We start from the raw sequence: 22,030 nt of genomic DNA on the forward strand, positions 1-22,030 counted from the left end.
CACGGGATCTGCCTACCCTGCGCCGGCCACATGACGCTTTTACGTCAGCCAAGTGGCCAGACGACGGATGACCGTCGCGGGCTTTTTTCCACGTCGCCCCTGCCCTGCTAGGCTGGGACTTTGCTCAAGGATCTCGCCGATGTCCCCGCGCTGGCTGCTCTGCCCCCTGCTGCTGTCCCTCGTCACCGGCGCCATGGCTGCCACCGGACCTTCACCGCGCAGTTGCGTCCAGGAAATCGGACAGCGGCCCGCTCAGGCCCTGGCCACCACCTGCCGAGCGCTCTCCCCCGCCACGCGACCGCCCTGCAACGCGGCCAACAGCTGCGCGCTGATGCAGGACGAGATCGCTCGCAGCTGTGCCCTGTTCGGCGATGGCGAGGCGGCCAGGGAACCCGGTTGCGGTCCGTTGCCCAGTAGCGCCGAGGCGGCGGCGGCCGTGGTCCGGCGTTACTACGGGGCGCTGGATGCGCGGGACTACGGCACCGCCTGGCAGCTATGGGGAAGCGATGGCCAGCCCGGCAACAGCTACGAGAAATTCCGCCAGGACTATGCCAGGACTCGCAGCGTCCAGGTGACCCTCGGTCAACCTGGCCCGGTCGAGGGTGCGGCCGGTTCGAGCTATGTCAGCATCCCGGTGACGGTCAAGGCGCGCCTCGCCGACGGTACCCGCCAGACCTTCAGCGGCCGCTATCAGCTACGCCGGGTCAACGACGTCAACGGCGCCTCGGCCGAGCAGCGCCGTTGGCATCTGGACAGTGCGAAGCTACGGCAACAGCACTAACCGGGGCCGATCTGCCGCAGCTGTGACAGCCGACTACGCGTCCGCGACATGTCGGCGATCTCGCTGTCGGCCAGGGTCGCGTCGAGCGGCGCGGCGCTGACCAGGAACAGCGCCAGGCGGCGGTCGTAGAGCACATCCACCAGGTTGATGAAGCGCTGTCGCGCGGCGGGGCTGGCGTCGCGCAGCGGCGGCACCGCATCGAGTAGCCAGCGCTGCCAGCTTTCGCTCAGGGTCAGGTAGTCGAGGACTGCCGTGGGGCCTTCGCAGAGGTCGGCGAAGCTGAAGTGCAGCAGACCCTCCGCGGCGCTGATGGCGGGCAGGCTGCGATGGCCTACCGGCACCTCGATCCTGGTCTGCGCCAATGGCGGCAGCGCCAGCCGACGACGCTGCTCCGGGCTACCCGGCCAGAGATAGGCACCAGCGCCGAAGGGATCGGGCTCGGCAGGGCTGGCGCCGCGATAGTCCTGGGGACCGGCCACCGAGAGGATGTCCATGCGCGTCTCGATCAAACGGATCGCCGGCAGGAAGCGCTCGTGGTAGAGCGGATTGGGCAGCAACCCCTCCGGCGGATAGTTGGAGGTGGTGATCAGCACCACACCGCGGCTGAACAAGGCCTTGAACAGCCGGGTGATGAGCATGGCATCGCCGATGTCATGCACATGGAATTCATCGAAACAGAGCAGTCGGCAGCCGGCGAGCAAGTCGTCCAGGCTGGCGGCCAGGGCATCGCCCCCCGGCGGTTGGCGAAACATCCGCTCGTGCAGCTCGCGAAAGAAGGCATGGAAGTGCACCCGTCGCTTCTCGGCGAATGGCAGGGCGGCGAAGAAGCCGTCCAGTAGGAAGCTCTTGCCACGCCCCACCGGCCCCCAGAGATAGAGGCTGCGCGGCGTCTGGCGGCGAAACAAGCGCGGGCGCAGGAGTTCGTCGGCCAAGACGGCGAAGCGCTCGATGGCGGCCTGTTGAGCGCTATCGAGAGTGTACCCACGGGCTTGGGCCAGATCGGCGAAATGCTCCAGCACCTGCTGGGCGGGCGAAGCGGAAGTCATGGCGGCTGGCCAGGAAAGATAGGCCGCTAATGAAGCCGGAGCCGACGCCGCCGGTCAAGACCGATGACGTCGGCTCACCGCAGGTTCAGGCTGCGGCGATGAACAGGCACAGGCAGCAGAAGAAACCACCGGCCCAGGCCAGGGAACGGCGGGTGGCGTGGTCGCGGATATACAGCCAGGTGTAGGCGATGCGGCTGAGCAGGAAGAGGAAGGCCCAGAAGTTGATGGTGCCCTGGTCGGCGCCACCGGTGACGTGGGCGACGATCACTGCCGCGGCGAACAGCGGATTGATCTCGAAGGCGTTCTGCTGAGCGGCATTGGCCCGGGCCCGGGCGCCTTCCAGCTTGCCGAGGAAGCTGCGCGGATCCCGATTGTCCTCGGGCGTGAAGCCGCTGCCCTTGAACTTGGCGTAATAGGCCGCGCCATAGGGCACGAGATAGACGAGGAAGATGCACCAGTAGGCGAAGGTCATGTCGGCGTCCCTGGAAGTGTGAGGGTTCGCCTATCTGACCTGCCTGGCCGGGAAAAATCCACTCCGCTTCAGGTGGGTGTGGATCTATGGGTCCACCGGGCCATCAGCGCGGTCGCCACCGCACAGAGCGCCAGCACCGCGCACATGGGCACCACGGTGCCGTTGTGCAGCGCGCCCACGCTGCTGGAGGCCAGCGCCGCCAGGATGAACTGCAGACTGCCCATCAGCGCCGAGGCACTGCCGGCATTGGCGCCCTGCCCCGCCAGGGCGCAGGCCGAGGCGTTGGGCACGATGCCACCGAGCAGGGCGATGGCGCAGAACAATGGAATCATCAGCACCGGCAGCGCCTTGGGCTGGAAGGCACCCACCAGCAGCAGGACCAGCCCCGCCGCGGCATAGGCCACCACCGCGCGACGCAACCAGAAGGCCGGTCCCTGGCGGACCACCAGGCGGGCATTGAGCTGCCCCAGCAGGATGAAGCCAGCGGCGTTGAGGCCGAAGACCCAGCCGTAGTGCTCGGGTTTGACGCCGTAGAGTTCGATCAGCACGAAGGGCGAGCCGGAGATGTAGGCGAACATGCCGGCCATGGCGATGCCGCCGGTGAGGGTGTGGCCGATGAAGGTGCGATCACGCAGCAGCCGCAGGTAGTTGCGCAAGGCCCCCCGCAGCGGCGGCCGTGGATGGTGCGCCGGCAAGGACTCGGGCAACCAGAGCGCCACGGCGGTACCGCAGGCGGCGGCGAACAGCGCCAGGCTGACGAAGATCGCCTGCCAGCCAAAGGTGCTGAGCAGGAGGCTGCCGGCGAAGGGCGCGATGATGGGGGCGATCCCGGTCACCAGCATGATCTGCGAGAAGGCCCGCGCCGCGGCCATGGGCTCGCAGAGATCCCGCACCACGGCTCGCGCGATCACCATGCCGGCGCAACCGCCCAGGGCCTGGACGAAGCGCGCGGCGATCAGCCAGGGCAGACTCGGCGCCAGGGCGCAGCCCAGCGACGCCAGGCAGAACAGGCCGATGCCGATCAGCAGCGGCAGGCGGCGACCGAAGCGGTCCGCCAGGGGGCCATAGAACAGCTGGCCGCTGGCCAGACCGGCGAAATACACCGCCAGACTCAGCTGCACGTGTTCGATGTCGGTGGCGAACGACAGTGCCAGCGACGGGAAGCTGGGCAGGTACATATCGATGGCGAAGGGAGCGAAGGCCGAAAGGGCCCCGAGAATCAACAATAAGCGAAAAGTCATGAAGCCTGATCCGATGGAAGCGGAAGTGTCGCGCAGTTACATACAATCATGTTTGTAAAAGCGCCGAGGCGCGCTAGACTGCGTGGCAGACCCACTGCCAGTCAGATCGCCCATGCGTCGTACGAAAGAAGAAGCCGAACAGACCCGCCAAGCCATTCTCGATGCGGCGGAAGCCCTGTTCCTGACCAATGGCGTGGCGCGTACCAGCTTGGAAATGATCGCCCGCGAATGCGGCGTCACCCGGGGTGCAGTGTACTGGCATTTCCAGAACAAGGCCCACCTGTTCCACGAAATGCTTAGCCCGATAAGGATCCCCGCCGACGAACTGAGCGAACGCCTGCGCGTCGACGGCGAGGAAGATAGCCTGCAACGGCTGTTCAAACTGTGCATCGAAGGCATGGCGAAGTTCACCCAGCCTGGCCGCGAGCAGCGGGTGATGACGATCATGCTGCACCGCTGCGAATTCACCGAAGAGCTGCGCGAGGCCGAAGAACGCGATCTGCAGTTCCTGCGGCAGTTCATTCGCATTACCGACGCCCTCTTCACCGCCCAGGCGCACCGCCTGCAGCCGGGCGTGACGCCGCAACTGGCCAGTCGGATGCTGCACAGCCTGTTTCTCGGCACCCTCTCCGATCTGCTGCGCGACGAACAGACTTTCGCCCCGCTGCTGGCCGCCGATCAGGTGTTCACCACCTTTTTCCGCGCCATCGTGCGCGACTGGACTCAGTCGACGACGGTATAGCCCGCCTGCTCGATGGCCGCGCGGAAGGGCGCAGCCACCGCGGCGCTGTCGATGCGCACCTCGCCCGCCTGCAGATCCACCTCGACCCGCGCCCGGGCATCGACCTTGAGGACCGCCGCCTCGACCGCGCTCACGCAGTGGGCGCAACTCATTCCGACTACCTTGATGACATGCATGGTCTGCTCCTGTCTGTCTTGACCTCTTTCTCCTGACGCCAGCGCCAGGACCGGGTTCCAGTGTTGACCTTGACCCGAGGTCAAGGTCAACACTGAGCTTAGGAGGTGCCCATGCACGAATTCGAACTCTCCATCAGCGGCATGACCTGCGCGGCCTGCGCCGGGCGGGTCGAGCGCGCCCTGCAGAAGGTCCCGGCCGTCAGTGCGGCCGGCGTCAACCTGGCCAGCGAAAAGGCTCGCGTCAGCGCGCCAATCGACGCGGCACCGGCGCTGGCCGAGGCGGTCAGCGCGGCTGGCTACCGGGTGGCCGAGGTCGAGCATGACCTGTCACTGTCCGGCATGAGCTGCGCCAACTGCGCCGGGCGTATCGAAAAGGTCTTGCGTACGGTGCCCGGGGTGCTGACCGCCGAGGTCAATCTGGCCAGCGAAAGAGTCCGGGTGAAGACCCTGGCCGCGGTCGAGACGCAGGCCCTGATCGTCGCGGTAGAAGCGGCGGGTTACGGCGCCGAGGATCGCCTGGCCGAAGACGACCGCCCTGCCCCGGTACGTCAGGGCCTGCGCTGGGAACGCCTGGAGCTGGCCTTGACGCTGCTCTTGGCCGCGCCGCTGATCCTGCCCATGCTGCTGACGCCCTTCGGCTGGCACCTGATGCCGCCCGCCTGGCTGCAATTTCTGCTGGCGACACCGGTGCAATTCCTCATCGGCGCGCGCTTCTATCGTGGCGCCTGGCATGCCCTGCGCGCCCGCAGTGGCAACATGGACGTGCTGGTCGCCCTGGGCACCAGCGCCGCCTACTGCTTGAGTCTCTATCTCTGGCTGGTCAAGGGCAGCCCCCATCTCTACTTCGAGACGGCGGCCATGGTCATCGCCCTGGTGCGCTTGGGCAAATATCTGGAGACCCGTGCCAAGCGCCGTACTGGCGCGGCCTTGCGCGCTCTGGAAGCTCTGCGCCCCGAAAGCGCCCGCCGCCTGGATGCCGACGGCAACGAAGAGGAGGTCGCCCTCAACCGGCTGCGCCTGGGCGATCGCCTGCAGCTTCGTCCGGGTGAACGCATCCCCGCCGATGGCCGCATCTTGCAAGGCGAAAGCCAGGTGGATGAAGCCCTGCTCACCGGCGAGAGCCGCCCGGTCGCCAAGGGCCCCGGCGACGAGGTGGTGGGTGGCGCCATCAATGGCGAGGGCAATCTGCAGGTCGAGGTCACCGCCCTGGGTGGCGAGACGGTGCTGGCCGGCATCATCCGCCTGGTGGAAGACGCCCAGGCCACCAAGGCGCCCATCCAGCAACTGGTGGATCGCATCAGCCGGGTGTTCGTCCCCGTGGTGGTGACCCTGGCGCTGGTCACCCTGCTCGGCTGGCTGCTGGCCGGTCACGCCCTGGAGCCCAGCCTGCTCGCCGCCGTCGCCGTGTTGGTCATCGCCTGCCCCTGCGCCCTGGGTCTAGCGACGCCAGCCGCGCTGATGGCCGGCACCGGAGTGGCGGCGCGTCACGGCATCCTGATCAAGGACGCCGAAACCCTGGAGCGCGCTCAGGGCATCACCACCGTGGTCTTCGACAAGACCGGCACCCTGACCGCCGGCCAGTTGCGCCTACGCCACCTGGCCACGGCGCCTGGCATCGAGGAAGCCGAGTTGCTGAGTCTGGCCGGCAGCCTGCAACGCGGCAGCGAACACCCCCTGGCCGCAGCGGTGCTTTTCGCCTGTCGTGACCGTGACCTGGACACTCCGCCCGCCCAGGACGTCCGCGCCCTCCCCGGCCGCGGCCTCCAGGGCAGTTGGCAAGGACGGCCGCTGTTGCTGGGCAATGCCCGCCTGCTGGCCGAACGGCAGCTGGACGCCGGCCCCCTGGCCGACGCCGCTCGCGCCTGGGAAGACCAGGGACTGACCCTGTCCTGGCTGTTGGAAACCGGCGCCCAACCGCGGGTGCTGGGCCTGCTGGCCTTTGGCGACGAGCTTCGCCCAGGGGCCAATGCGGCCATCGCCCGGTTGCGCCGCGACGGCATCGACAGCTGGCTGCTGACCGGTGACAACCGCGGCAGCGCCAGCCAGGTAGCCGCGGCGCTGGGCATCGCGCAGTGGGAGGCCGAGGTACTGCCCGCCGACAAGGCCGCGGTGGTCGCCCGCCTGCAAGCGACCCAGGGCGGCGTCGCCATGGTCGGCGACGGCCTCAACGACGCCCCGGCACTGGCCGCTGCCGAGCTGGGCATCGCCATGGGCTCGGGCACCGCCGCCGCGCGCCATGCCGCCGGCATCACCCTCTTGCAGGAGGATCCACGCCAGGTGGTAGCGGCCTTGGACATCGCCCGGCGTACCCAGCGCAAGATCCGCCAGAATCTGTTCTGGGCCTTCGTCTACAATGTCATCGGCCTGCCGCTCGCGGCCTTTGGCCTGCTCGACCCGGTCTATGCCGGCGCCGCCATGGCCTTTTCCAGCGTCAGTGTCCTGGCCAATGCCCTACTGCTCGGCCGCTGGCGCCCGTCTGGAGATCTCTTGTCATGAACATCGGCCAGGCCGCCAAGGCCAGCGGGCTCACCGCCAAGATGCTGCGCTACTACGAGCGCATCGGTCTCCTGGCGCCTGCCGGGCGTACCGACAGCGGCTATCGCCAGTACGGCGCCGAAGATCTGCGGGTGCTGGCTTTCGTCCGCCGCTCGCGGGAACTGGGCTTCAGCCTGGAGGAGATCCGCCAGTTGCTCAGTCTCTGGCAGGACCGGCAGCGTGCCAGTGCCGACGTAAAGGCGCTGGCCAAGCGGCACATCGCCGAGCTGGATCTGAAGATCGCCGAACTGACCCGCCTGCGCAGCACCCTGGGCGAACTGGTTTCCTGCTGCCACGGCGATGCCAGCCCCGACTGCCCGATCCTCGATACCCTCGGCGGCTGAGGACCTGTTCACGATCTCGCGAGCTAGAGCCAAACAAGGCCTAGGCGGCCCCACGAAAATGCCTGAGGAAGCGGATCGGACCCGCGCTCGGGTTTACAAGTGGTAAATGAGCATTCTGACGGGGCTGGCCTTCCAGGGCGTTTTCAACGCCGTTTGGCCGACGCGCAGCAGATCGTTAACAGGTTCTGACGCAACCGCGGCCGCCTGGCGGAGTCCATCGCTTATCCCCCGCTGCCGAGGTACCCCCATGCAGACCCTGCACCGTTACCAGATCCGCTATCGCCTCAATGGCGAGCCACTCAGCCACGAGCTGGAGAGCTTCGAGCCGGTCACCGAGGAGGAAGCGCTGCTGCAGTTGCTGATCAAGCACGTCGAGGAACCCCAGGTGGTGGTCGATGCGCCCTGGGAGCGCCATGCCCAGCCGAGCATCGCCCGTCGTGCCCAGGAAGCCGGACTGAGCGATATCGAGGTCAGCCAGCGGGACTGACGGCCGGCCCAGGCAGGTGGCTTTGCGCTATAATTCCGCGCTTTTGCCCCCTTCGTTGGAGTGATTCATGACCCTGCCTCGCCTGCGCCTCAAAGCCAATGCCGACCGCCGTCTGCGCGCCGGGCACCTCTGGGTGTACAGCAACGAGGTGGACGTCGTCGCCACCCCGCTCACCGCCTTCGAACCGGGCGACCAGGCCATCCTGGAAACCACCAGCGGCAAGCCGCTGGGCTTGGTGGCGCTGTCGCCCAACAACCTAATCTGCGCCCGCCTGTTCTCCCGCGACACCGGCTATCCGCTGGACAAGTCGCTGCTGGTGCATCGCTTCAAGGTCGCCCTGAGCCTGCGCGAGCGGTTGTTCGGCAGCCACTGCTATCGCCTGGTCTATGGCGATGCGGATTTCCTGCCCGGCCTGGTGGTGGATCGCTTCAACGATATCCTGGTGGTGCAGATCGCCTCGGCGACCATGGAGCGCCAGCGCGAGGCCATCCTCGCCGCCCTGCTGCAGGTGTTCAAGCCCCAGGGCGTGCTGTGGAAGAACGATGGCAGCGCCCGCACGGCCGAGGGTCTTTCCAGCTACGTGGAAGTGGCCTACGGCGAGGTACCGGACTGGGTAGCGCTGGAAGAGAACGGCGTGCGCTTCGAGGCACCGGTCCGCGAAGGCCAGAAGACCGGCTGGTTCTATGACCACCGCCTGAACCGTGCGCGCCTGGCGCCCTATGTCGAAGGCAAGCGGGTGCTCGACCTGTTCAGCTACATCGGCGGCTGGGGCGTGCAGGCCGCGGCCTTCGGTGCCAGCGAGGTCATGTGCGTGGACGCCTCGGGCTTTGCCCTCGACGGCGTGGAACGCAACGCCACCCTCAACGGCCTGGCGGAAAAGCTGGTGTGCGTCGAGGGCGATGTCTTCGAAGCGCTCAAGGAACTCAAGGCCGGTGAAGAGAAATTCGACGTCATCGTCGCCGACCCGCCAGCCTTCATCAAGAAGCGCAAGGACCTGAAGAACGGCGAGGCCGCCTATCGCCGCCTCAACGAACAGGCCATGCGGCTGCTGAACAAGGACGGCATCCTCGTCAGCGCCTCCTGCTCCATGCACCTGCCCGAAGACGACCTGCAAAACATCCTGCTCGGCAGCGCCCGCCATCTGGATCGCAACCTGCAGATCCTCGAACGCGGCGCTCAGGGCCCGGATCACCCGGTGCACCCGGCCATCCCGGAGACCCGCTACATCAAGAGCCTCACCTGCCGTCTGCTACCCAGCTAAACGCCAGGCAAAGAAAAGCCGGACATTGTCCGGCTTTTTTATTTGTGTCTTTGCCTCAGCTCAGGGCACGAATCAACTCGTCCTTCTTCATTCGCGACCGACCGCGGACGTTCTGCTCAGCCGCCTTCTTCACCAGCTCATCGCGAGTCAGGTCACTTAGCGAGGTGCTGCCAGTGCGCGAATGCCGCGCTGAAGCGCGACCGCTGTTGGGCGACTGGCCTTGCTTGGTCGCCACCGCCCGCCGGGCGGAATCCTTGCGGTCCGCGCTTTTGGCGGTACCACTCTTGGCCTTGCCGGAATCTGCCTTTTCACCACCGCCGGACTGCTTGTTCACCGTCGCCCAGGCCCGTGCTTCGGCTTCATCCTTGGAGACGCCCTTTTTCTCGTAGCTCTCCTCGATGTGCTCGGCCTTACGTTCCTGTTTGTCGCTGTACTTGGATTTGTCGCCGCGGGGCATGGCAGTCTCCTGATTAGTCTTCCGCCTTGATGGTGGCTACATCGGCTGCCTTCACCCGCACGTGACGACCCGCCACATCGGTGAATTCATAGAAACCGTCGGCCGTCTTGGTGTTGGGACGATCTTCGGTGATGTACTGGGTACCGTCCTGCAGGGTCACTACCGTCTCGGTGGAACAGGCCGCCAGCCCCGTCAGGGTCAGGGCCAGCAACCCACCGCCTAGTAGCCGCTTCATGGGGCTTCCGGTGCGACGCGATGAATGGACACATCGTGCAGCGCCACCAGCGCCTGACCGGACTCGATGTCGGCCAGGTGGAAGCGCTCGTCGTTGATCGCATCCAGGTGCCGACAGGCCAAGTCACGGACCACGTCGGTGATGGGCACGTCCAGATTGCTGATACGGTCGGTATAGCTTTCGCCCAGCAGTTTGTAGTGGATTTCGTAGTGGCTATCGGTGTCGTCACGCATGAGGGATCTCCGCGAAAAGGCTGCCCGACTCGGGTTATTTCTATAGAGCCTAGGCAACCAGAGCGGTTCTTTTCCACCCGTCAGACGCCGCCGAACGGTCATCTGTCAAGGCGCGCGAACCGGCTCTAGCGCAGGAGTTCAACGCCCTGTACGCATCTGTTGCAACAGCGCACTGCACTGGGCGCCCTGCTCGTTGCTGGGCGCCACCAGCGCCAGCAGACCGGCCGCCGGCGCCGCGAAGGTGGCAAGCAAGGCCGCCGCCGCGCCACGGGCCGCCAGGGGCAGTGCCTTCACCCCCGGCGCGGGATTCTTCAGGGTGCCGCGCACATAGAGCGGTGAGCGCAGCGAGAAGATGCGCAAGCCCTTGCTGTGGGGATCGACGGTCAGATCCAGTCGTTCGCTCGCCAGGTTGATGGTGCCGGTGATGTTGATCAGGGCATTCTCGGTGTCGAGCACGAAGACCTGGGGCTGCACCAAGCCCTTCTTGAAATCGAGATCGGCGACCGCGCAGTTGATCTCCACCGCGTCATCGCCGAACAGCCGGTCGACCAGATAGTTGCCGACGTTGAGTCCGGCGAGCTCCATCAAGCTGCGGCTGATGCGGCCGTCGTTCATCAGCAGCTTGAGTTCGCCGTTGCTGGTGCCGAGCAATGCCGCCACCGAGTTGCCGGTGCCACTCAGGGTGGCATCGCCATTGAGTTCGCCCATGCTGCGCTTCATGGTCTCCACGGTGGGGAACAGCTGGTTCAGCTTGACCCGGCGCACATGCAGATCGACCCGCCCCTGCAGGGGCGTCTTGTCGCCTTCCAGGCGCACCGTGGTGTTCAGATCGCCGCCGGCCACACCAAAGCGCAGGGGGTCGAGCAGCAGCACGCCATCGGTCAGGCGCACGTGGGTGTTGAGATCGGTAATCGGCAGCTGCGCGTTCTGCACGATGCGCTTGCCGGTGAAACGCACGTCCGCATCCATGGCGCGCCAGCGCTCGGTGCGGAATTCGGAGATCGGCAGCGCCTTGTCCGCCGGCTGCTTGCTGGCCTCGCCCTTGGCCGCCTGCTGCTCCTTGGTATCGGCGCCAATCAGTGGTGCCAGGTCTTCGAACAGCAGCTGATCGGAGCGCAGGGTGCCACTGAGCTTGGGCCGCGGCTTGCCGCCGGTGAACAGCACCTCGCCGTGCAGGTCGCTCTTGCCGACCCGGCCATTGAAGTCTTCATAGCTGAAGCGGGCGCCCGCCGGATCGTTGAGCTTGACCGTGAGATGGCCGTCGGTGGCATAGGGCGCCGTCTCCGGCAGGGTGACCCCGGTCAGCGGATAGAGCTGCGCCAGGCTCTTGCCTTCCAGCACCAGGTGCAGATCCAGGGCGCCCAGCCGCCGCGGATCGGTCAGGGTGCCAAAGACCTGGACGCGGGTCTCGCCGGCCCGGGCATCGAGCTGGATGGGAAAAGGCACGTCGGCGTCCTGCAGCGCCAGCAGGCCGCCGATCTGGCCACGGCCACTGACCGGTACCTGCTTGTAGCTGCCCTCCACCGCCAGGGCGAACTGGAAGGGCTGGGTCTGCTTGACGTGGGAGCGCTGGCGCGAAGTGCCCTGCTTGCCGACCAGATCGGCGTAGGCGATGGGGGCATCCAGGGAGGTGATCCGCGCCCTTAGCCGGGTGGCGGTCTGGGCATCGTCGAAGCCGACCTGGCCGGCGTCGAAGCCAATGGTGCCGATATCTACGGTCCAGGCCGAGGGTTCGGCCTTGGGGTCCTTCTCGGCGGTCTCGAAGGTCCAGCTGTTGCGGCCATCGGCCAGCCGCTGGGCATTGACCACCGGCCCGCTGAGGTCGATGCGCGGGATATAGATCTGCTTGGCCAGCAGTGCCAGCGGGGAGATCCGCAGTTGCACCCGGTCGAGGTGGACGAAGGTCTTTTCCTTGGCCCAGTCCGGGTTGCCCAGGGTCAGGTCCTCGGCGGCGATGTGCGGCCAGGGAATCCAGGCGCGCCAGCCGCCCTGATCCGGCTCGCGATGCCAGACCACGCCCAGGTTGCCCTCGATGGCGAAGGGCCGGTGCAAGGCGCTCGACACCTGCTCGTTGATGGTCGGCTTGAGCCGATTCCAGTCGAAGGTGGCAAGGATCACCACCACCAGCACGAACAGCAGCAGGATGATTCCCAGCAGCCAGGCGAGGATCTTGCGTGGGCGCGTCATGGCCGCCTCCTTGGATTTCCGTTCCCTCTTGGGTCTGCTCAGCGCAGCGGGGTTCCCTGAATAGACGTCATGCCTTGCGCTGGCGTAGCGCCAGCAGCGCCACCGCCACCCCGATCAGGGTCAACAACAGCAGACTGCCACGCAGTCCCACCTGCCCCGCCACGGCACCGATCAGCGGCGGACCGAGCAGGAACCCGAGATAACCGGCGGTGGCGGTCATGGCGATGCCCGCAGCCGGCGTCTCGGCCACCTGGCCGGCGGCGCTGAAGGCCGCGGGCACCACATTGGACAGGCCCAGGCCGACCAGCGCGAAGCCGAGGATCGCCGTCCAGGGCGCCGGCAGGATTACCGCCAGGGCCAGCCCCAGGGTCGCCAGCAGGGCCCCGCCAACGATCACCTGGGGGCCGCCGAAGCGAGCGCGGATGCCGTCGCCGAACAGCCGCCCCACCAGCATGGTCAGCGAAAAGGCCGCATAGCCCAGGGTCGCCACCACCGGACTCGCGCCGCCCACCTGGCCCAGGTAGACGGCGCTCCAGTCGGTCATGGCCCCTTCCAGCATCAGACAGCCCATGGCGATCAACCCCAGCGCCAGTACGCGTCGATTCGGAAGCCGCAGGGCATGGCTCACCGGGCTGCGATCGCCTTCGTCCAGGGCCAGGGCGGCGGGCAAGGCCAGCACCAGCGCCACCAGGGCAGCGGCCAGCAACACCACCAGCGCCGAGGCGCCCAGGTGCAGCACCAGTGCCCCCAGGCCGGCACCGAGAAATCCGCCCAGGCTGAAGGCGGCATGGAAGGACGACATCAGCGGGCCGTTCCAGCGGCTTTCGACATCGCTGGCATGGGCATTCATGGCCACGTCGATCAGGCCATTGCTGGCACCGAGCAGCAGCGCGCAAGGCAGCAGCCAGCCCAGCGACGGCGCCACCCCAGGCCAGATCAGCACCAGCACGAAGGCCAGGATGCTCAGCCGGGTGAGGCGTCCGGTACCGCCCAGGCGCGGCACCAGCACCCCGGCGAAGGGCATGGTCAGCAGGGCGCCCAGGGCGACCGCCAGCAGCACCAGACTCAGCTGGCCGTCGCCCAGCGCCAGATCGCGCTTGAGTTCGGGAATGGCGGCCGCCCAGCCACCGATCCCGCAACCATTGGCGAGAAAGACGGTAAAGGTGGCGCGGCGTTGGCGACGCAGTACGGCAGAGGTCATGGGAATCCTTGGGCGAGAGATCAGCGGTCGCTAGCGAGCGAATGCAGGTGCAGGCCGGCATCGCGATAGGGCTGCAGGCGCTCCTCGCTCAACCCCGGCTCCAACACCAGATGGTTCAGCTGATCGAGCCGGAGCACGTGATAGAAGGCCACGCTGTCGAGCTTTTCGGCGGTCACCGCGACGGCGACCTGGGCGCTCTGTTCGGCCACGGCCGCCTTGAACTCGGCCTCCTCCAGGTCGAAGCCGGTCACCCCGGTTTCCACCGCCAGGGCGCAGGTCCCGAGAAAGGCCAGGTCGGCGCGCACGCCACGCAGGTCACGCAGGGCCCGGGCGCCCAGGCAGGCGCCGGACTGCGGCGCAGCCAGGCCGCCGATCATCAGCACCCGGATGCCCGGGCGCTGCAGCAGCGCCGTGGCGATCACCGGCGCATTGGTGGCCACGGTCAGGTCAAGATCCGTGGGCAGCGCCTGGGCGATGGCCAGGTTGGTCGAGCCGGCATCCAGCAGCAGCAATTGCCCCCGCTGTACCAGCCTGGCCGCGGCGTGGCCCAGCGCCTGCTTGGCCGTCTCGTCCTGGCTGATCCGCGCCGGCAGTGCCTGCGGCGGTGTCAGCAGCGAGAGCGCCCCACCGTACACCCGGCGGCACAGGCCCTGGCGGGCCAGTTCACGCAGGTCGCGACGTACGCTGTCTTCGGAAATGCCCCAGGTGGCGGCCAGTTCGGCCGACAGGACCCGGCCCTGCTCACGCAACAGGGCCAGGATCGCGGCCTGGCGTTCTTCGGGGAGGTGGATGGATGCAGTCATGCTGATACTCCAGGAGGATCAGCAGATCATGCACAATCATTTATAAACGTGCAACATCATGCAGAGGCTGAGGCCTTGTCCCGCGTATCCAGCCAGCGACCGCCAAAGACATTGATCAACAGGCCGAACATGACAGCCAGGCCACCTACCGCTTGTTGGATGGTCATCTGCTCCCCCAGCAGCACCGCGGCGGAAGTCAGCCCCACCACCGGCACCAACAGCGAAAAGGGCGCCACCTGGCCCGCCGGATAGCGCGACAGCAGCCGGCTCCAGATGCCGTAGCCGACCAGGGTGGCGATAAAGGCCAGGTAGACGATGGCAAAGACCGAGCCGCCCGACAGCGACGTCAGCGCCGTGGCGATCTGTTCCGGGCCTTCCAGCAGCAACGACAGGATGAAGAAGGGGATGGGCGGAATCAGGCTGCCCCAGACCACCAGGCCGAGCATGTCCACCTTGCCGATCTTCTTGGTGACGATATTGCCCAGGCCCCACATGGCCGCCGCCGCCAGGGTCAGCAGAAAACCGGCCAGGGTCATGGTGACGCCATGCTCGGTACCGATCAGCAACAGCCCCAAGGCCGCCACCAGCAGCCCGACCAGACTCGCCCGCCGTACCTTCTCACCCAGGAAGGTGGCGGCGAAGGCCAGGGTAAAGAAGGCCTGGGCCTGCAACACCAGCGAGGCCAGCCCCGCTGGCATCCCCACGTACATGGCCGAGAACAGGAAGGCGAACTGGCCGAGCGAGATGGTCAGGCCGTAGGCCAGCAGCAGCTGCCAGGACACCTGGGGTCGCCGTACGAAGAGAATGGCGGGAAAGGCCGCCAGACAGAATCTCAGGGCGCCCAGCAACATGGGCGGTACGCCATGCAGGCCAACCTTGATGACGACGAAATTCACCCCCCAGGCCAGGATGACGACCAATGCCAGCAACAGATCCCGGGGTGCCATTCACAACTCCTTGAAGGATTTCAGATAGATAGGTGGCTACCCTACTCCTTTGCGTCCGCGCTGCGGCGTCACAGTTGCCCACAAATTCGGCCAGTCACTCCCTAGCAACGAAAAACCGCAGCCTGGGCTGCGGTTCGTCGGGATCAGGCACTGCGCTTGTCGCGCAAGGGATCATGGCCCCAGTTCATCAGCGACTTGCGCCAGCGCGAGTCTTCGATATCGCCCTCCGGTCGCTGCTTGAGATGGCGATGCACATAGCCGATGACCTTGCGCATGGCCTGGTAGTCATCGTCTTCCAGCTCGGCCTGGCGCTTGCCCTTGAGCTCCAGGATGCGCTCACCCATGGCATGGCCGACCGCCTTGCCATCGTTGGCGGCCGTGACCTTCTTGCCGCCCTTGGTCATGCCCACACCCTTGCTGGTATCACCGCTGAGCCATTTGCGCAGCTGGCTGGGGGTCATGTTGACCACCTGCTTGAATTCGCTGCGAACCTCTTTCCTGTCGTCTTTCTTGTCGTCGTTGGAAGCCTTCTTGGTGCTCATTTTTCACCTGCCTTTTGCAACGCCTTCACCAGTTCGTCTTTCTTCATGCGCGACCGGCCCCGCACCTCGCGACGCGCGGCACGCTTCATCAATTCGTCCTTGGTCAGACCGGCCAGGCCCGACTCACGCGCGGTCGCCGTCTTGCGCGCCACATCCGCCGGCTGTTTGGAATGCTGCTTGCCGCGGCGGGTGTCGCGACGCTTCTTGGCGGTGGTGCGCTGGTACTCTTCCTTGCTCAGGGAATCCCGGGCCTTTTCCGGCAGATAGCGTTCGCCGGTCTCTTCGGATTTCTTGCCGGAGCGGGTGTCCCACTTCTCGTCGGTCCACTGTTGCAGATGATTGTCCTTGCCCTTGCCGCCCTGGTATTCACCACCGCGCTTCTGGTACTCCTGGGACGCCAGTTGCGCCTTGCGCGCCGACCATTGGCCGGGCTTGCCGCCCTTGTCGCCCTCGGTAATCTCTTTCTTCACCTTTTCCCAGAGTTCGGGATCGCTCTTCTTGGCCGTAGCACTCATGGCTCACCTCAGGTGTGGGGTCACTGCAGTCGCTGTCTCTAGGATGACTGTCCAACCGAAACGGGGGTTCGCGCCAGGCGACGAACGCCCCTACCCTGCGTCTTCCGGTATCCAGAGAAACCCATGCCCCTTGCCACCCTGCTCCGCCGTCGCCTGATCCCGCTGCTCTTCGTCACCCTGCTGGTGGGTGTCGGGGTCCCCTATGGCTGCTCGGAACTGGCCTACCGCGAACGTCAATGGGTGTTCAGCATCGAGCCCGGCAATGCCAGCTGGTTCACCGGGGTGCCGGAAGGCGTCCGCCAGTTCAATCTGCCGGTCCCGGACGGTCTGACCGGCACCGACTACCTGCATGCCTGGTGGTGGCCCGCCCGGCGCCCGGACGCCCCCACCCTGCTCTATCTGCACGGCACCCGCTGGAATCTCACCGCCCAGGTCCGGCGCATCGCCACCCTGCGACAACTGGGTTACTCGGTGCTGGCCATCGACTATCGCGGCTTTGGCGAAAGTCCTGGCGACGTTCCCTCCGAACGCAGCGTCTACCAGGACGCCCGGGTCGCCTGGAAGCACCTGCAGAGCCTGCAGCCCGATCCGCGCAAGAGATACCTCTATGGCCATTCCCTGGGTGGCGCCGTGGCGGTGGATCTGGCCTGGCGCATCGCCCGCGACGGGGATCCCACGGGCGACTATCCCGCCGCGGCCGGTCTGATCATCGAATCCACCTTCACCACCCTGGCCGATGCCGCCTCGGCGGTGGTCGACACCCGCTTTCCCCTGCGCTGGCTGATGACGGAGAAATTCGATTCCCTGGACAAGATCCCGGAGATCCATATCCCGGTGCTCATCGTTCACGGCAGCGACGACCGCTATGTGCCGCCCCGCTTCAGCGAGGCCCTCTATGCCGCCGCGCAACCCCCCAAGCGGCTGCTGTTGATCCCGGGCGGCACCCATTCCAACAGCATGGTGATAGGCACACGTGCCTATGCCGCCGCTCTGCGCGAGCTGTTCGGTGGCACGCACCTGAGCGAAGCGGAAAAGCAGGAATCATCGACGGGAGGCTAGAGGTTTTTTGAAAGGCATCGACGGCGCTGATAGTCACTATCTCGCCAGTCTATTTTTTTCGAGCGGTCCTGCTCGGGATACTGAACTCACTCCAGCACAGTTTCCCCAGAGGACACCATCATGAACCTGCGTATCGCCTTCGGTTTCGCCCTGACCGCCCTGGCCCTGAACACCTTCGCCCAGGACTTCTCCTTCACCCCCACCAGCCCTGCCACCCAGATCGCCGAGGAATCCAGCCAGCGTCCGCTAGGCCATCTGATCAAGCAACAGCAGCAACGTCTGCAGGAACGCACCCTGGCCGAAGAATCCAGCCTGCGTCCGCTGGGTGAAGTCATCAAGCAGCAGCAACGCCAACTGCAGGACCGCCGGATCGCCGAAGAGTCCAGTCTGCGTCCCCTGGGCCAGGTGATCGAAGACCAACAACAGCGTCTCGGTGGCGACGAAGTGGCCGAAGAAAGCGGTCAGCGTCCCGTGGGTCGACTGATCGAGCATCAGCAGCATCGTCTGCAGGAGGGCGCCCTGGCCGAAAACGGCTCGGCCCAGACCCTGGACCGCCTGATCAAGCCCGGCCAGACCCGTCAGGCCTAAGCGCTACCCGCTCCTTCCTGCCTGGCCTCGCGCCGGGCTCGCCTATCAGGTCTTCTCGCTACCCGGTCCGATGCTGGCGGGGGCCTCCACCACCATTTCCTGCGGCACCTCGTCGATACGCGGATCCAGCGCCGCTGCCATCGGACTGACGGAATCCGGCATGGCCACATGATGCAGCGGTGCCGCGTCCAGCCGGTGCTCGCCACTGACGAACCGGGGCTGCACGAAGACGATCAGGATCAGCGCATAGGCCGAGGTCAGCACATAGAAGGTGCCCGGGCCGAAATGCTCCATGGCCGCGCCGGCCAGCAGCGGCCCGATGCAGGCACCGACGCCATAGGTGGTCAGCAGCATCGCCGACAGTTCCACCCGCCGCTCGGGCTCGACGTGGTCGTTGGCAAAGGCGGTCGCCAGCGGATAGAGGGTGAACAGCAGCATGCCCGAGACGAAGCCCGCAGCCAGCAACCAGGGATAGGGCAAGGTGATCAGTCCCCACAGCGGTACCGCCGCTAGGCACAGCAGCACCGCATTGGCGCGGATCAGCTTGCAGCGGTCGAGTCGATCCGACAGCCAGCCCAGCGGCCACTGGGCGCAGAAGCCCGCGACGATGCACAGCCCGACGTAGAAGCTCGATTGCGCCGTATCCAGGCCACTGCGACTGGCGAACACCGGTGCCAGGCCATAGAAGCCCCCCACCAGCAGGCCTGCGGTAAAGATGGTCACCAGTGACTGGGGCACCCGCTGCCAGAAGAAGCGGATCTCCAGCGGCGCCGCCACCAGCTTGGCCGGGTGCACCCGCCGCGTCATCGCCAGAGGAATCAGGCAAGAGGCGAAGCAGATGGCTACCAGCAACAGCGGCTTGTAGTCGAGTTGCGGATGCCAGGCCAGCAGCGCCTGGCCGATCACCAGCCCCAGGTCCACCGCCACCATGTAGCCGGCAAACACCTTGCCGCGCTGGTGATTCTCCGCCTGCTCGTTGAGCCAGCTCTCGATCACCATGTACTGATTCATCATCACCACGCCCATGATGAATCTCAACGCGATCCAGACGTTCAGGTCGTCGATCAGGGCGTGAATGAGCACGGTAACGGTGGCCGCACCGGCGCAGGCCACATAGGAACGGATATGGCCGACACTGGCGATCAGCCGATGGCCGAACTTGCCGCCGCACACCAGCCCGAAGTAGTAGGCCGCCATCAGGGCGCCGGTCCAGAAATCCCCTGCCCCCTGCTCAGTCAGTCGCAGACCGATATAGGTGGTGAACAGACCGGAGCCGGCCAACATCAGGAGGGTGGCGAAATAGAGCGCAGGAAAGGTAACGAGAGGGCTGAACATCAGGGATCACATGAAAAGAAGCAGAAAGCCAGAACGGATCAGCCGGAACTGATCGTCAGACTACGGAAGGAAAAAAATATCAGGAGATAGTGCCGGGGATCACTCCGGCTCCTGGCGCCTATTGGTCTCGGTACGCTGGCGCTGTCGCCATTGATCCAGATAGACCACCTGGCCGTGCTCGGGCTTGGCCTGATAGGCAGGGGCCGAAGCCACCACCGAATCCGCCGCCGGGCGTTCGACCTCGGGCACCACGAAAGGCGCGAACTCGACCTTGGCCAGCGTCTTGCCGAACAGGGCCAGAGAGGCGTCGAGTCGCTCCTCTCCCGTCACGGTGAATTCGAAGGAGAACAACCGCGCCAGGCGCTTGCGGCCTTTGGCATCGGCCAGCCAGCGAAAACGGGAAAAGGCCACGGCGCCATCGAGCAGCGTGACCTTGCGGCGACGACACTCCTGCTCGGCCAGCACCAGTGCCTGCTCGCGAATGCCGTGGGCGTGCCAGAACCACAGACCAATGCCGACTGCGCCCAGCAACAGGCAGAGATTACCTAGCGTCAGCATCTTCGCTCCTCATCGAAGGGTACCGCCGTCACTGACGCCGTGCAGCGTCACCAGATGCCGTCTCGTTCAACAGACGAATGTTTTCACGCTCGCCTTTGTACAGCGTCAGAGGGGCGATTTCCTTACCTAGCAAAGGCACCTGCTGTTGATGCCATATGTAGTAGAAAACGTTCAGTACCACCAATAGCAGAAACAACCAACGCATCATTCGTTCTCGAGCGGACACGCCAAAGCCAATCCAGCAAACACCATATCGGGCACGATCCGCGCGCCCGGAACGACATGTTTGACCAGTTCCGCGTCACCCCCGGTCAGAAACACCTCGCAGCCTTCGGCGAACATCTCCTGAGCCAGTTCGTACTGGGTGCGGACAAAGCCCTTGAGCATGTACAGACACCCACGCTCCACGGCCTCGATGGTCGTACGTCCCGGCGCCTCGTAGCGTTCACCACTGGCCCAATGTGGATCGTAGCGGATCCGACGGGTATGGGTCTGCAGTTCCCGACGCATCAACGGAATCCCCGGACAGATGAACCCGCCCTGATGCTCACCCTGGGCGTCGACCAGATCGGCCGTCACCGCAGTGCCCAGATCCAGGACCACGCAGGCCTTGCCCTCGGCCAGTTGCACCGCGGCCAGGATCACCAACCAGCGATCCATGCCCAGACGCTGGTGATCCCGATAGCCATTGCGCACACCATTCCACACCTCTACCGGCACGGCCTGGTGACAGGGGATGGCGAAGGTCGCCGTCAACCGCTCCTTGAGCTGCTGGGTCTCTTCGTCGCTGCGCACGCTGACCAGCCGACAGGCCGCCAGGGTGGGAGCATCCGGCTGGGACAGGGCCGCGATCAGGGCGTCGTCGCTGTCGACGATGCCGGTGTCGACCACTTCGGCTCCCGCGGCGAGCAGTCGCCACTTGATCAGGCTGTTACCGCAATCGAGTTCAAGAATCATGATCTAGGCTCAGGCTCAATTCGCCACCGCTGAATGCCTGTGTCTGCCCGTCTACGCGCATGAGGATAGCCCCATCTTCGGCAACTCCTGCCACTGTGCCCTGAATACAGCGAACCCCCGAAGACAGGGTTACCGCTCGACCTTGCCAGCCATGATAACGCTCCCACTCGCCGCGCAGGGCGGCGAATCCGGATTGGCGGTGAATCTGCCACAGGCTGTCGATCTCCCGCAGCAGCAGACTGGCGACCTGGTTGCGATCCTGCAGACCGCCCAGGACCTCGGCCATGGAAATCCATGGCTGATCGATGTCGTTGGCCATGCGCATGTTGACGTTGATACCGATGCCGATGATGGCCTGGCAGACGTCCTGCGGATCACCCGACAATTCGATGAGGATACCGGCCAGCTTGCGACCACGAACCAGGACGTCGTTGGGCCACTTCAGCCAGGCATCCTCCACTCCCAGCTGTTGCAGGGTACGGATCACCGCCAGGCCCATGGTCAGGCTCAAGGCCTGCAGCTTCTGGATCCCGCCCTGGCTGGAGACCACGGCGGTGAGATAGAGATTCTTGCCATAGGGACTGACCCAGGCGCGGCCACGCCGGCCACGTCCGGCCTGCTGATGCTCGGCCAGCAAGGCGAACGGCGTTTGCTGCTGTTGTTGCAGACGGCGTTGTGCCTCGGCATTGGTGGAGTCGATGGAAGCCAGGACCGCTACCGGCCAACCACCCTCCCCCGCGATCCGTTCGGCATCGAGCAGCGACAGGGGCTCTTCCAGGCGGTAACCCCGCCCCGGAACCTTGAACACCTCGACGCCCAGGTCATCTTCCAGCGTCTTCAGCCGCTTCCAGATGGCACTCCTGGAGACGCCCAGGGCCTCACCAAGCTCGACGCCGGAATGAAATTTTCCATCACTCAGCAATTTCAGCAACGGCATCCTCGAACTCCGTTCGACTTTCTTCCGCCCCAAAGACAACACCCCCGCCAGAGTGAACTGAGCGGGGGTGCTGGGTGTTAGGCGCTTGACGATGACCTACTCTCACATGGGGAAACCCCACACTACCATCGGCGATGCATCGTTTCACTTCTGAGTTCGGGAAGGGATCAGGTGGTTCCAATGCTCTATGTTCGTCAAGCAATTCGGTTGGCTGGCCAGGCGTTGAAGCTTACCTGGCTGGCCCAATTGGGTCGGTGATCGAAGTAGACAACTCGTCTTGGGTCTTGCGAACCCACGCGCCGTTTTCGGCGTCGTCTTCCTCACGCTCTGACCGCGGTCAGATTGTTTGGGTGTTATATGGTCAAGCCTCACGGGCAATTAGTATCGGTTA

Annotated in this window: 26 protein-coding genes and 1 rRNA gene; 8 read left to right on the plus strand and 19 right to left on the minus strand. The window is 65.5% G+C overall.

What is annotated here, in order from left to right; genetic code table 11:
* Nucleotides 1–139 precede the first annotated feature (139 nt).
* Nucleotides 140–781, plus strand: a complete 642-nt coding sequence (locus BMZ43_RS05805; protein WP_093250880.1) for a hypothetical protein — start codon at nt 140–142, stop codon at nt 779–781.
* Here BMZ43_RS05805 and zapE read toward each other — a convergent pair.
* From zapE to BMZ43_RS05820, 3 genes are all read right to left on the minus strand, one after another.
* Nucleotides 778–1,827 (minus strand): cell division protein ZapE, encoded by a 1,050-nt coding sequence (gene zapE / locus BMZ43_RS05810; protein ID WP_093250883.1) that lies wholly within the window; start codon nt 1,825–1,827, stop codon nt 778–780. The two genes, BMZ43_RS05805 and zapE, sit on opposite strands and share 4 nt — an antisense overlap.
* Before the next feature lie 85 nt (nt 1,828–1,912).
* The gene (locus tag BMZ43_RS05815) at nt 1,913–2,299 is read right to left on the minus strand and encodes an MAPEG family protein (RefSeq protein ID WP_017638759.1); all 387 of its coding nucleotides are present in this window, start codon (nt 2,297–2,299) and stop codon (nt 1,913–1,915) included.
* Between the two features lie 68 nt (nt 2,300–2,367).
* Complete coding sequence (locus BMZ43_RS05820; RefSeq protein WP_026083563.1) at nt 2,368–3,540, minus strand: multidrug effflux MFS transporter; 1,173 nt, start codon at nt 3,538–3,540, stop codon at nt 2,368–2,370.
* 112 nt (nt 3,541–3,652) lie between these two features.
* Between BMZ43_RS05820 and BMZ43_RS05825 the strand changes: the two genes are divergently transcribed.
* Nucleotides 3,653–4,282 (plus strand): TetR family transcriptional regulator, encoded by a 630-nt coding sequence (locus BMZ43_RS05825; RefSeq protein WP_093250886.1) that lies wholly within the window; start codon nt 3,653–3,655, stop codon nt 4,280–4,282.
* Here BMZ43_RS05825 and BMZ43_RS05830 read toward each other — a convergent pair.
* The gene (locus BMZ43_RS05830) at nt 4,264–4,458 is read right to left on the minus strand and encodes a cation transporter (protein WP_093250889.1); all 195 of its coding nucleotides are present in this window, start codon (nt 4,456–4,458) and stop codon (nt 4,264–4,266) included. The genes BMZ43_RS05825 and BMZ43_RS05830 overlap by 19 nt on opposite strands.
* A gap of 111 nt (nt 4,459–4,569) precedes the next feature.
* On the opposite strand from BMZ43_RS05830, the gene BMZ43_RS05835 reads away from it, so the two are divergent.
* From BMZ43_RS05835 to BMZ43_RS05850, 4 genes are all read left to right on the plus strand, one after another.
* The gene (locus tag BMZ43_RS05835; protein ID WP_093250891.1) at nt 4,570–6,954 is read left to right on the plus strand and encodes a heavy metal translocating P-type ATPase; all 2,385 of its coding nucleotides are present in this window, start codon (nt 4,570–4,572) and stop codon (nt 6,952–6,954) included.
* Entirely contained in the window at nt 6,951–7,337 is a 387-nt protein-coding gene (gene cueR, locus BMZ43_RS05840) for a Cu(I)-responsive transcriptional regulator (protein WP_017638754.1), read from the plus strand. The genes BMZ43_RS05835 and cueR overlap by 4 nt, the downstream gene beginning before the upstream one ends.
* A gap of 247 nt (nt 7,338–7,584) precedes the next feature.
* A complete protein-coding gene (locus BMZ43_RS05845) occupies nt 7,585–7,824 on the plus strand; it encodes a hypothetical protein (RefSeq protein ID WP_093250907.1) in 240 nt (79 codons plus the stop codon).
* A gap of 67 nt (nt 7,825–7,891) precedes the next feature.
* The gene (locus BMZ43_RS05850; RefSeq protein WP_064308918.1) at nt 7,892–9,085 is read left to right on the plus strand and encodes a class I SAM-dependent rRNA methyltransferase; all 1,194 of its coding nucleotides are present in this window, start codon (nt 7,892–7,894) and stop codon (nt 9,083–9,085) included.
* 55 nt (nt 9,086–9,140) lie between these two features.
* On the opposite strand, the gene BMZ43_RS05855 is transcribed toward BMZ43_RS05850, so the two are convergent.
* The 9 genes from BMZ43_RS05855 to BMZ43_RS05895 all read right to left on the minus strand — a co-directional run bounded on the left by BMZ43_RS05855 (nt 9,141) and on the right by BMZ43_RS05895 (nt 16,205).
* Nucleotides 9,141–9,542 (minus strand): Rho termination factor N-terminal domain-containing protein, encoded by a 402-nt coding sequence (locus BMZ43_RS05855; RefSeq protein WP_093250909.1) that lies wholly within the window; start codon nt 9,540–9,542, stop codon nt 9,141–9,143.
* A gap of 13 nt (nt 9,543–9,555) precedes the next feature.
* Nucleotides 9,556–9,777, minus strand: coding sequence for a YgdI/YgdR family lipoprotein (locus BMZ43_RS05860; protein ID WP_017638750.1), 222 nt, complete (start codon nt 9,775–9,777; stop codon nt 9,556–9,558).
* Nucleotides 9,774–10,010: a hypothetical protein gene (locus BMZ43_RS05865; protein ID WP_017638749.1), complete on the minus strand. Its 237-nt coding sequence runs from the start codon at nt 10,008–10,010 to the stop codon at nt 9,774–9,776. The genes BMZ43_RS05860 and BMZ43_RS05865 overlap by 4 nt, the downstream gene beginning before the upstream one ends.
* A gap of 138 nt (nt 10,011–10,148) precedes the next feature.
* Entirely contained in the window at nt 10,149–12,197 is a 2,049-nt protein-coding gene (locus BMZ43_RS05870; RefSeq protein WP_064308916.1) for an AsmA family protein, read from the minus strand.
* Nucleotides 12,198–12,264: 67 nt separating this feature from the next.
* Nucleotides 12,265–13,398, minus strand: a complete 1,134-nt coding sequence (locus BMZ43_RS05875) for an MFS transporter (protein WP_064308915.1) — start codon at nt 13,396–13,398, stop codon at nt 12,265–12,267.
* Nucleotides 13,399–13,418: 20 nt separating this feature from the next.
* Nucleotides 13,419–14,201 carry a DeoR/GlpR family DNA-binding transcription regulator gene (locus BMZ43_RS05880; RefSeq protein ID WP_064308914.1) on the minus strand — a complete coding sequence of 261 codons (783 nt, stop codon included), beginning with the start codon at nt 14,199–14,201 and terminating at the stop codon, nt 13,419–13,421.
* Between the two features lie 56 nt (nt 14,202–14,257).
* The gene (locus BMZ43_RS05885; protein ID WP_093250912.1) at nt 14,258–15,148 is read right to left on the minus strand and encodes an EamA family transporter; all 891 of its coding nucleotides are present in this window, start codon (nt 15,146–15,148) and stop codon (nt 14,258–14,260) included.
* Between the two features lie 143 nt (nt 15,149–15,291).
* A complete protein-coding gene (locus BMZ43_RS05890) occupies nt 15,292–15,690 on the minus strand; it encodes a DUF3140 domain-containing protein (protein ID WP_017638744.1) in 399 nt (132 codons plus the stop codon).
* Nucleotides 15,687–16,205, minus strand: a complete 519-nt coding sequence (locus tag BMZ43_RS05895; protein ID WP_064308912.1) for a hypothetical protein — start codon at nt 16,203–16,205, stop codon at nt 15,687–15,689. The genes BMZ43_RS05890 and BMZ43_RS05895 overlap by 4 nt, the downstream gene beginning before the upstream one ends.
* Nucleotides 16,206–16,328: 123 nt before the next feature.
* Between BMZ43_RS05895 and BMZ43_RS05900 the strand changes: the two genes are divergently transcribed.
* Together BMZ43_RS05900 and BMZ43_RS05905 are read left to right on the plus strand one after the other, a co-directional pair.
* The gene (locus BMZ43_RS05900) at nt 16,329–17,264 is read left to right on the plus strand and encodes an alpha/beta hydrolase (RefSeq protein WP_064308911.1); all 936 of its coding nucleotides are present in this window, start codon (nt 16,329–16,331) and stop codon (nt 17,262–17,264) included.
* Between the two features lie 120 nt (nt 17,265–17,384).
* A complete protein-coding gene (locus tag BMZ43_RS05905; RefSeq protein WP_064308910.1) occupies nt 17,385–17,852 on the plus strand; it encodes a hypothetical protein in 468 nt (155 codons plus the stop codon).
* A gap of 45 nt (nt 17,853–17,897) precedes the next feature.
* On the opposite strand, the gene BMZ43_RS05910 is transcribed toward BMZ43_RS05905, so the two are convergent.
* From BMZ43_RS05910 to rrf, 6 genes are all read right to left on the minus strand, one after another.
* Nucleotides 17,898–19,187, minus strand: coding sequence for an MFS transporter (locus tag BMZ43_RS05910; protein WP_064308909.1), 1,290 nt, complete (start codon nt 19,185–19,187; stop codon nt 17,898–17,900).
* 99 nt (nt 19,188–19,286) lie between these two features.
* Nucleotides 19,287–19,745, minus strand: a complete 459-nt coding sequence (locus tag BMZ43_RS05915; protein ID WP_017638740.1) for a DUF3301 domain-containing protein — start codon at nt 19,743–19,745, stop codon at nt 19,287–19,289.
* Nucleotides 19,746–19,773: 28 nt separating this feature from the next.
* Complete coding sequence (locus tag BMZ43_RS05920; RefSeq protein ID WP_017638739.1) at nt 19,774–19,953, minus strand: hypothetical protein; 180 nt, start codon at nt 19,951–19,953, stop codon at nt 19,774–19,776.
* A complete protein-coding gene (locus BMZ43_RS05925) occupies nt 19,950–20,702 on the minus strand; it encodes a type III pantothenate kinase (protein WP_017638738.1) in 753 nt (250 codons plus the stop codon). The genes BMZ43_RS05920 and BMZ43_RS05925 overlap by 4 nt, the downstream gene beginning before the upstream one ends.
* Nucleotides 20,692–21,639, minus strand: a complete 948-nt coding sequence (gene birA, locus BMZ43_RS05930) for a bifunctional biotin--[acetyl-CoA-carboxylase] ligase/biotin operon repressor BirA (protein WP_068383691.1) — start codon at nt 21,637–21,639, stop codon at nt 20,692–20,694. Before birA ends, BMZ43_RS05925 begins: the two co-directional genes overlap by 11 nt.
* An 83-nt stretch (nt 21,640–21,722) precedes the next feature.
* A 5S ribosomal RNA gene (gene rrf / locus BMZ43_RS05935) occupies nt 21,723–21,838 on the minus strand.
* Between the last annotated feature and the right edge of the window lie 192 nt (nt 21,839–22,030).

This window comes from Pseudomonas sp. Snoq117.2, from assembly GCF_900110545.1.
Taxonomy (GTDB): Bacteria; Pseudomonadota; Gammaproteobacteria; order Pseudomonadales; family Pseudomonadaceae; genus Chryseomonas; species Chryseomonas benzopyrenica.

What these genes read in the sequence shown, in the direction of transcription:
- birA (WP_068383691.1), bottom strand. Translation starts at nt 21,639, where the DNA reads ATGCCGTTGCTGAAATTGCTGAGTGATGGAAAATTTCATTCCGGCGTC.
- BMZ43_RS05835 (WP_093250891.1), top strand. Translation starts at nt 4,570, where the DNA reads ATGCACGAATTCGAACTCTCCATCAGCGGCATGACCTGCGCGGCCTGC.
- BMZ43_RS05910 (WP_064308909.1), bottom strand. Translation starts at nt 19,187, where the DNA reads ATGTTCAGCCCTCTCGTTACCTTTCCTGCGCTCTATTTCGCCACCCTC.
- BMZ43_RS05905 (WP_064308910.1), top strand. Translation starts at nt 17,385, where the DNA reads ATGAACCTGCGTATCGCCTTCGGTTTCGCCCTGACCGCCCTGGCCCTG.
- BMZ43_RS05815 (WP_017638759.1), bottom strand. Translation starts at nt 2,299, where the DNA reads ATGACCTTCGCCTACTGGTGCATCTTCCTCGTCTATCTCGTGCCCTAT.
- BMZ43_RS05825 (WP_093250886.1), top strand. Translation starts at nt 3,653, where the DNA reads ATGCGTCGTACGAAAGAAGAAGCCGAACAGACCCGCCAAGCCATTCTC.
- BMZ43_RS05845 (WP_093250907.1), top strand. Translation starts at nt 7,585, where the DNA reads ATGCAGACCCTGCACCGTTACCAGATCCGCTATCGCCTCAATGGCGAG.
- BMZ43_RS05925 (WP_017638738.1), bottom strand. Translation starts at nt 20,702, where the DNA reads ATGATTCTTGAACTCGATTGCGGTAACAGCCTGATCAAGTGGCGACTG.
- BMZ43_RS05855 (WP_093250909.1), bottom strand. Translation starts at nt 9,542, where the DNA reads ATGCCCCGCGGCGACAAATCCAAGTACAGCGACAAACAGGAACGTAAG.
- BMZ43_RS05830 (WP_093250889.1), bottom strand. Translation starts at nt 4,458, where the DNA reads ATGCATGTCATCAAGGTAGTCGGAATGAGTTGCGCCCACTGCGTGAGC.
- BMZ43_RS05900 (WP_064308911.1), top strand. Translation starts at nt 16,329, where the DNA reads ATGCCCCTTGCCACCCTGCTCCGCCGTCGCCTGATCCCGCTGCTCTTC.
- BMZ43_RS05920 (WP_017638739.1), bottom strand. Translation starts at nt 19,953, where the DNA reads ATGATGCGTTGGTTGTTTCTGCTATTGGTGGTACTGAACGTTTTCTAC.
- BMZ43_RS05895 (WP_064308912.1), bottom strand. Translation starts at nt 16,205, where the DNA reads ATGAGTGCTACGGCCAAGAAGAGCGATCCCGAACTCTGGGAAAAGGTG.
- cueR (WP_017638754.1), top strand. Translation starts at nt 6,951, where the DNA reads ATGAACATCGGCCAGGCCGCCAAGGCCAGCGGGCTCACCGCCAAGATG.
- BMZ43_RS05805 (WP_093250880.1), top strand. Translation starts at nt 140, where the DNA reads ATGTCCCCGCGCTGGCTGCTCTGCCCCCTGCTGCTGTCCCTCGTCACC.
- BMZ43_RS05915 (WP_017638740.1), bottom strand. Translation starts at nt 19,745, where the DNA reads ATGCTGACGCTAGGTAATCTCTGCCTGTTGCTGGGCGCAGTCGGCATT.
- BMZ43_RS05860 (WP_017638750.1), bottom strand. Translation starts at nt 9,777, where the DNA reads ATGAAGCGGCTACTAGGCGGTGGGTTGCTGGCCCTGACCCTGACGGGG.
- BMZ43_RS05890 (WP_017638744.1), bottom strand. Translation starts at nt 15,690, where the DNA reads ATGAGCACCAAGAAGGCTTCCAACGACGACAAGAAAGACGACAGGAAA.
- BMZ43_RS05880 (WP_064308914.1), bottom strand. Translation starts at nt 14,201, where the DNA reads ATGACTGCATCCATCCACCTCCCCGAAGAACGCCAGGCCGCGATCCTG.
- BMZ43_RS05875 (WP_064308915.1), bottom strand. Translation starts at nt 13,398, where the DNA reads ATGACCTCTGCCGTACTGCGTCGCCAACGCCGCGCCACCTTTACCGTC.
- BMZ43_RS05820 (WP_026083563.1), bottom strand. Translation starts at nt 3,540, where the DNA reads ATGACTTTTCGCTTATTGTTGATTCTCGGGGCCCTTTCGGCCTTCGCT.
- zapE (WP_093250883.1), bottom strand. Translation starts at nt 1,827, where the DNA reads ATGACTTCCGCTTCGCCCGCCCAGCAGGTGCTGGAGCATTTCGCCGAT.
- BMZ43_RS05850 (WP_064308918.1), top strand. Translation starts at nt 7,892, where the DNA reads ATGACCCTGCCTCGCCTGCGCCTCAAAGCCAATGCCGACCGCCGTCTG.
- BMZ43_RS05865 (WP_017638749.1), bottom strand. Translation starts at nt 10,010, where the DNA reads ATGCGTGACGACACCGATAGCCACTACGAAATCCACTACAAACTGCTG.
- BMZ43_RS05885 (WP_093250912.1), bottom strand. Translation starts at nt 15,148, where the DNA reads ATGGCACCCCGGGATCTGTTGCTGGCATTGGTCGTCATCCTGGCCTGG.
- BMZ43_RS05870 (WP_064308916.1), bottom strand. Translation starts at nt 12,197, where the DNA reads ATGACGCGCCCACGCAAGATCCTCGCCTGGCTGCTGGGAATCATCCTG.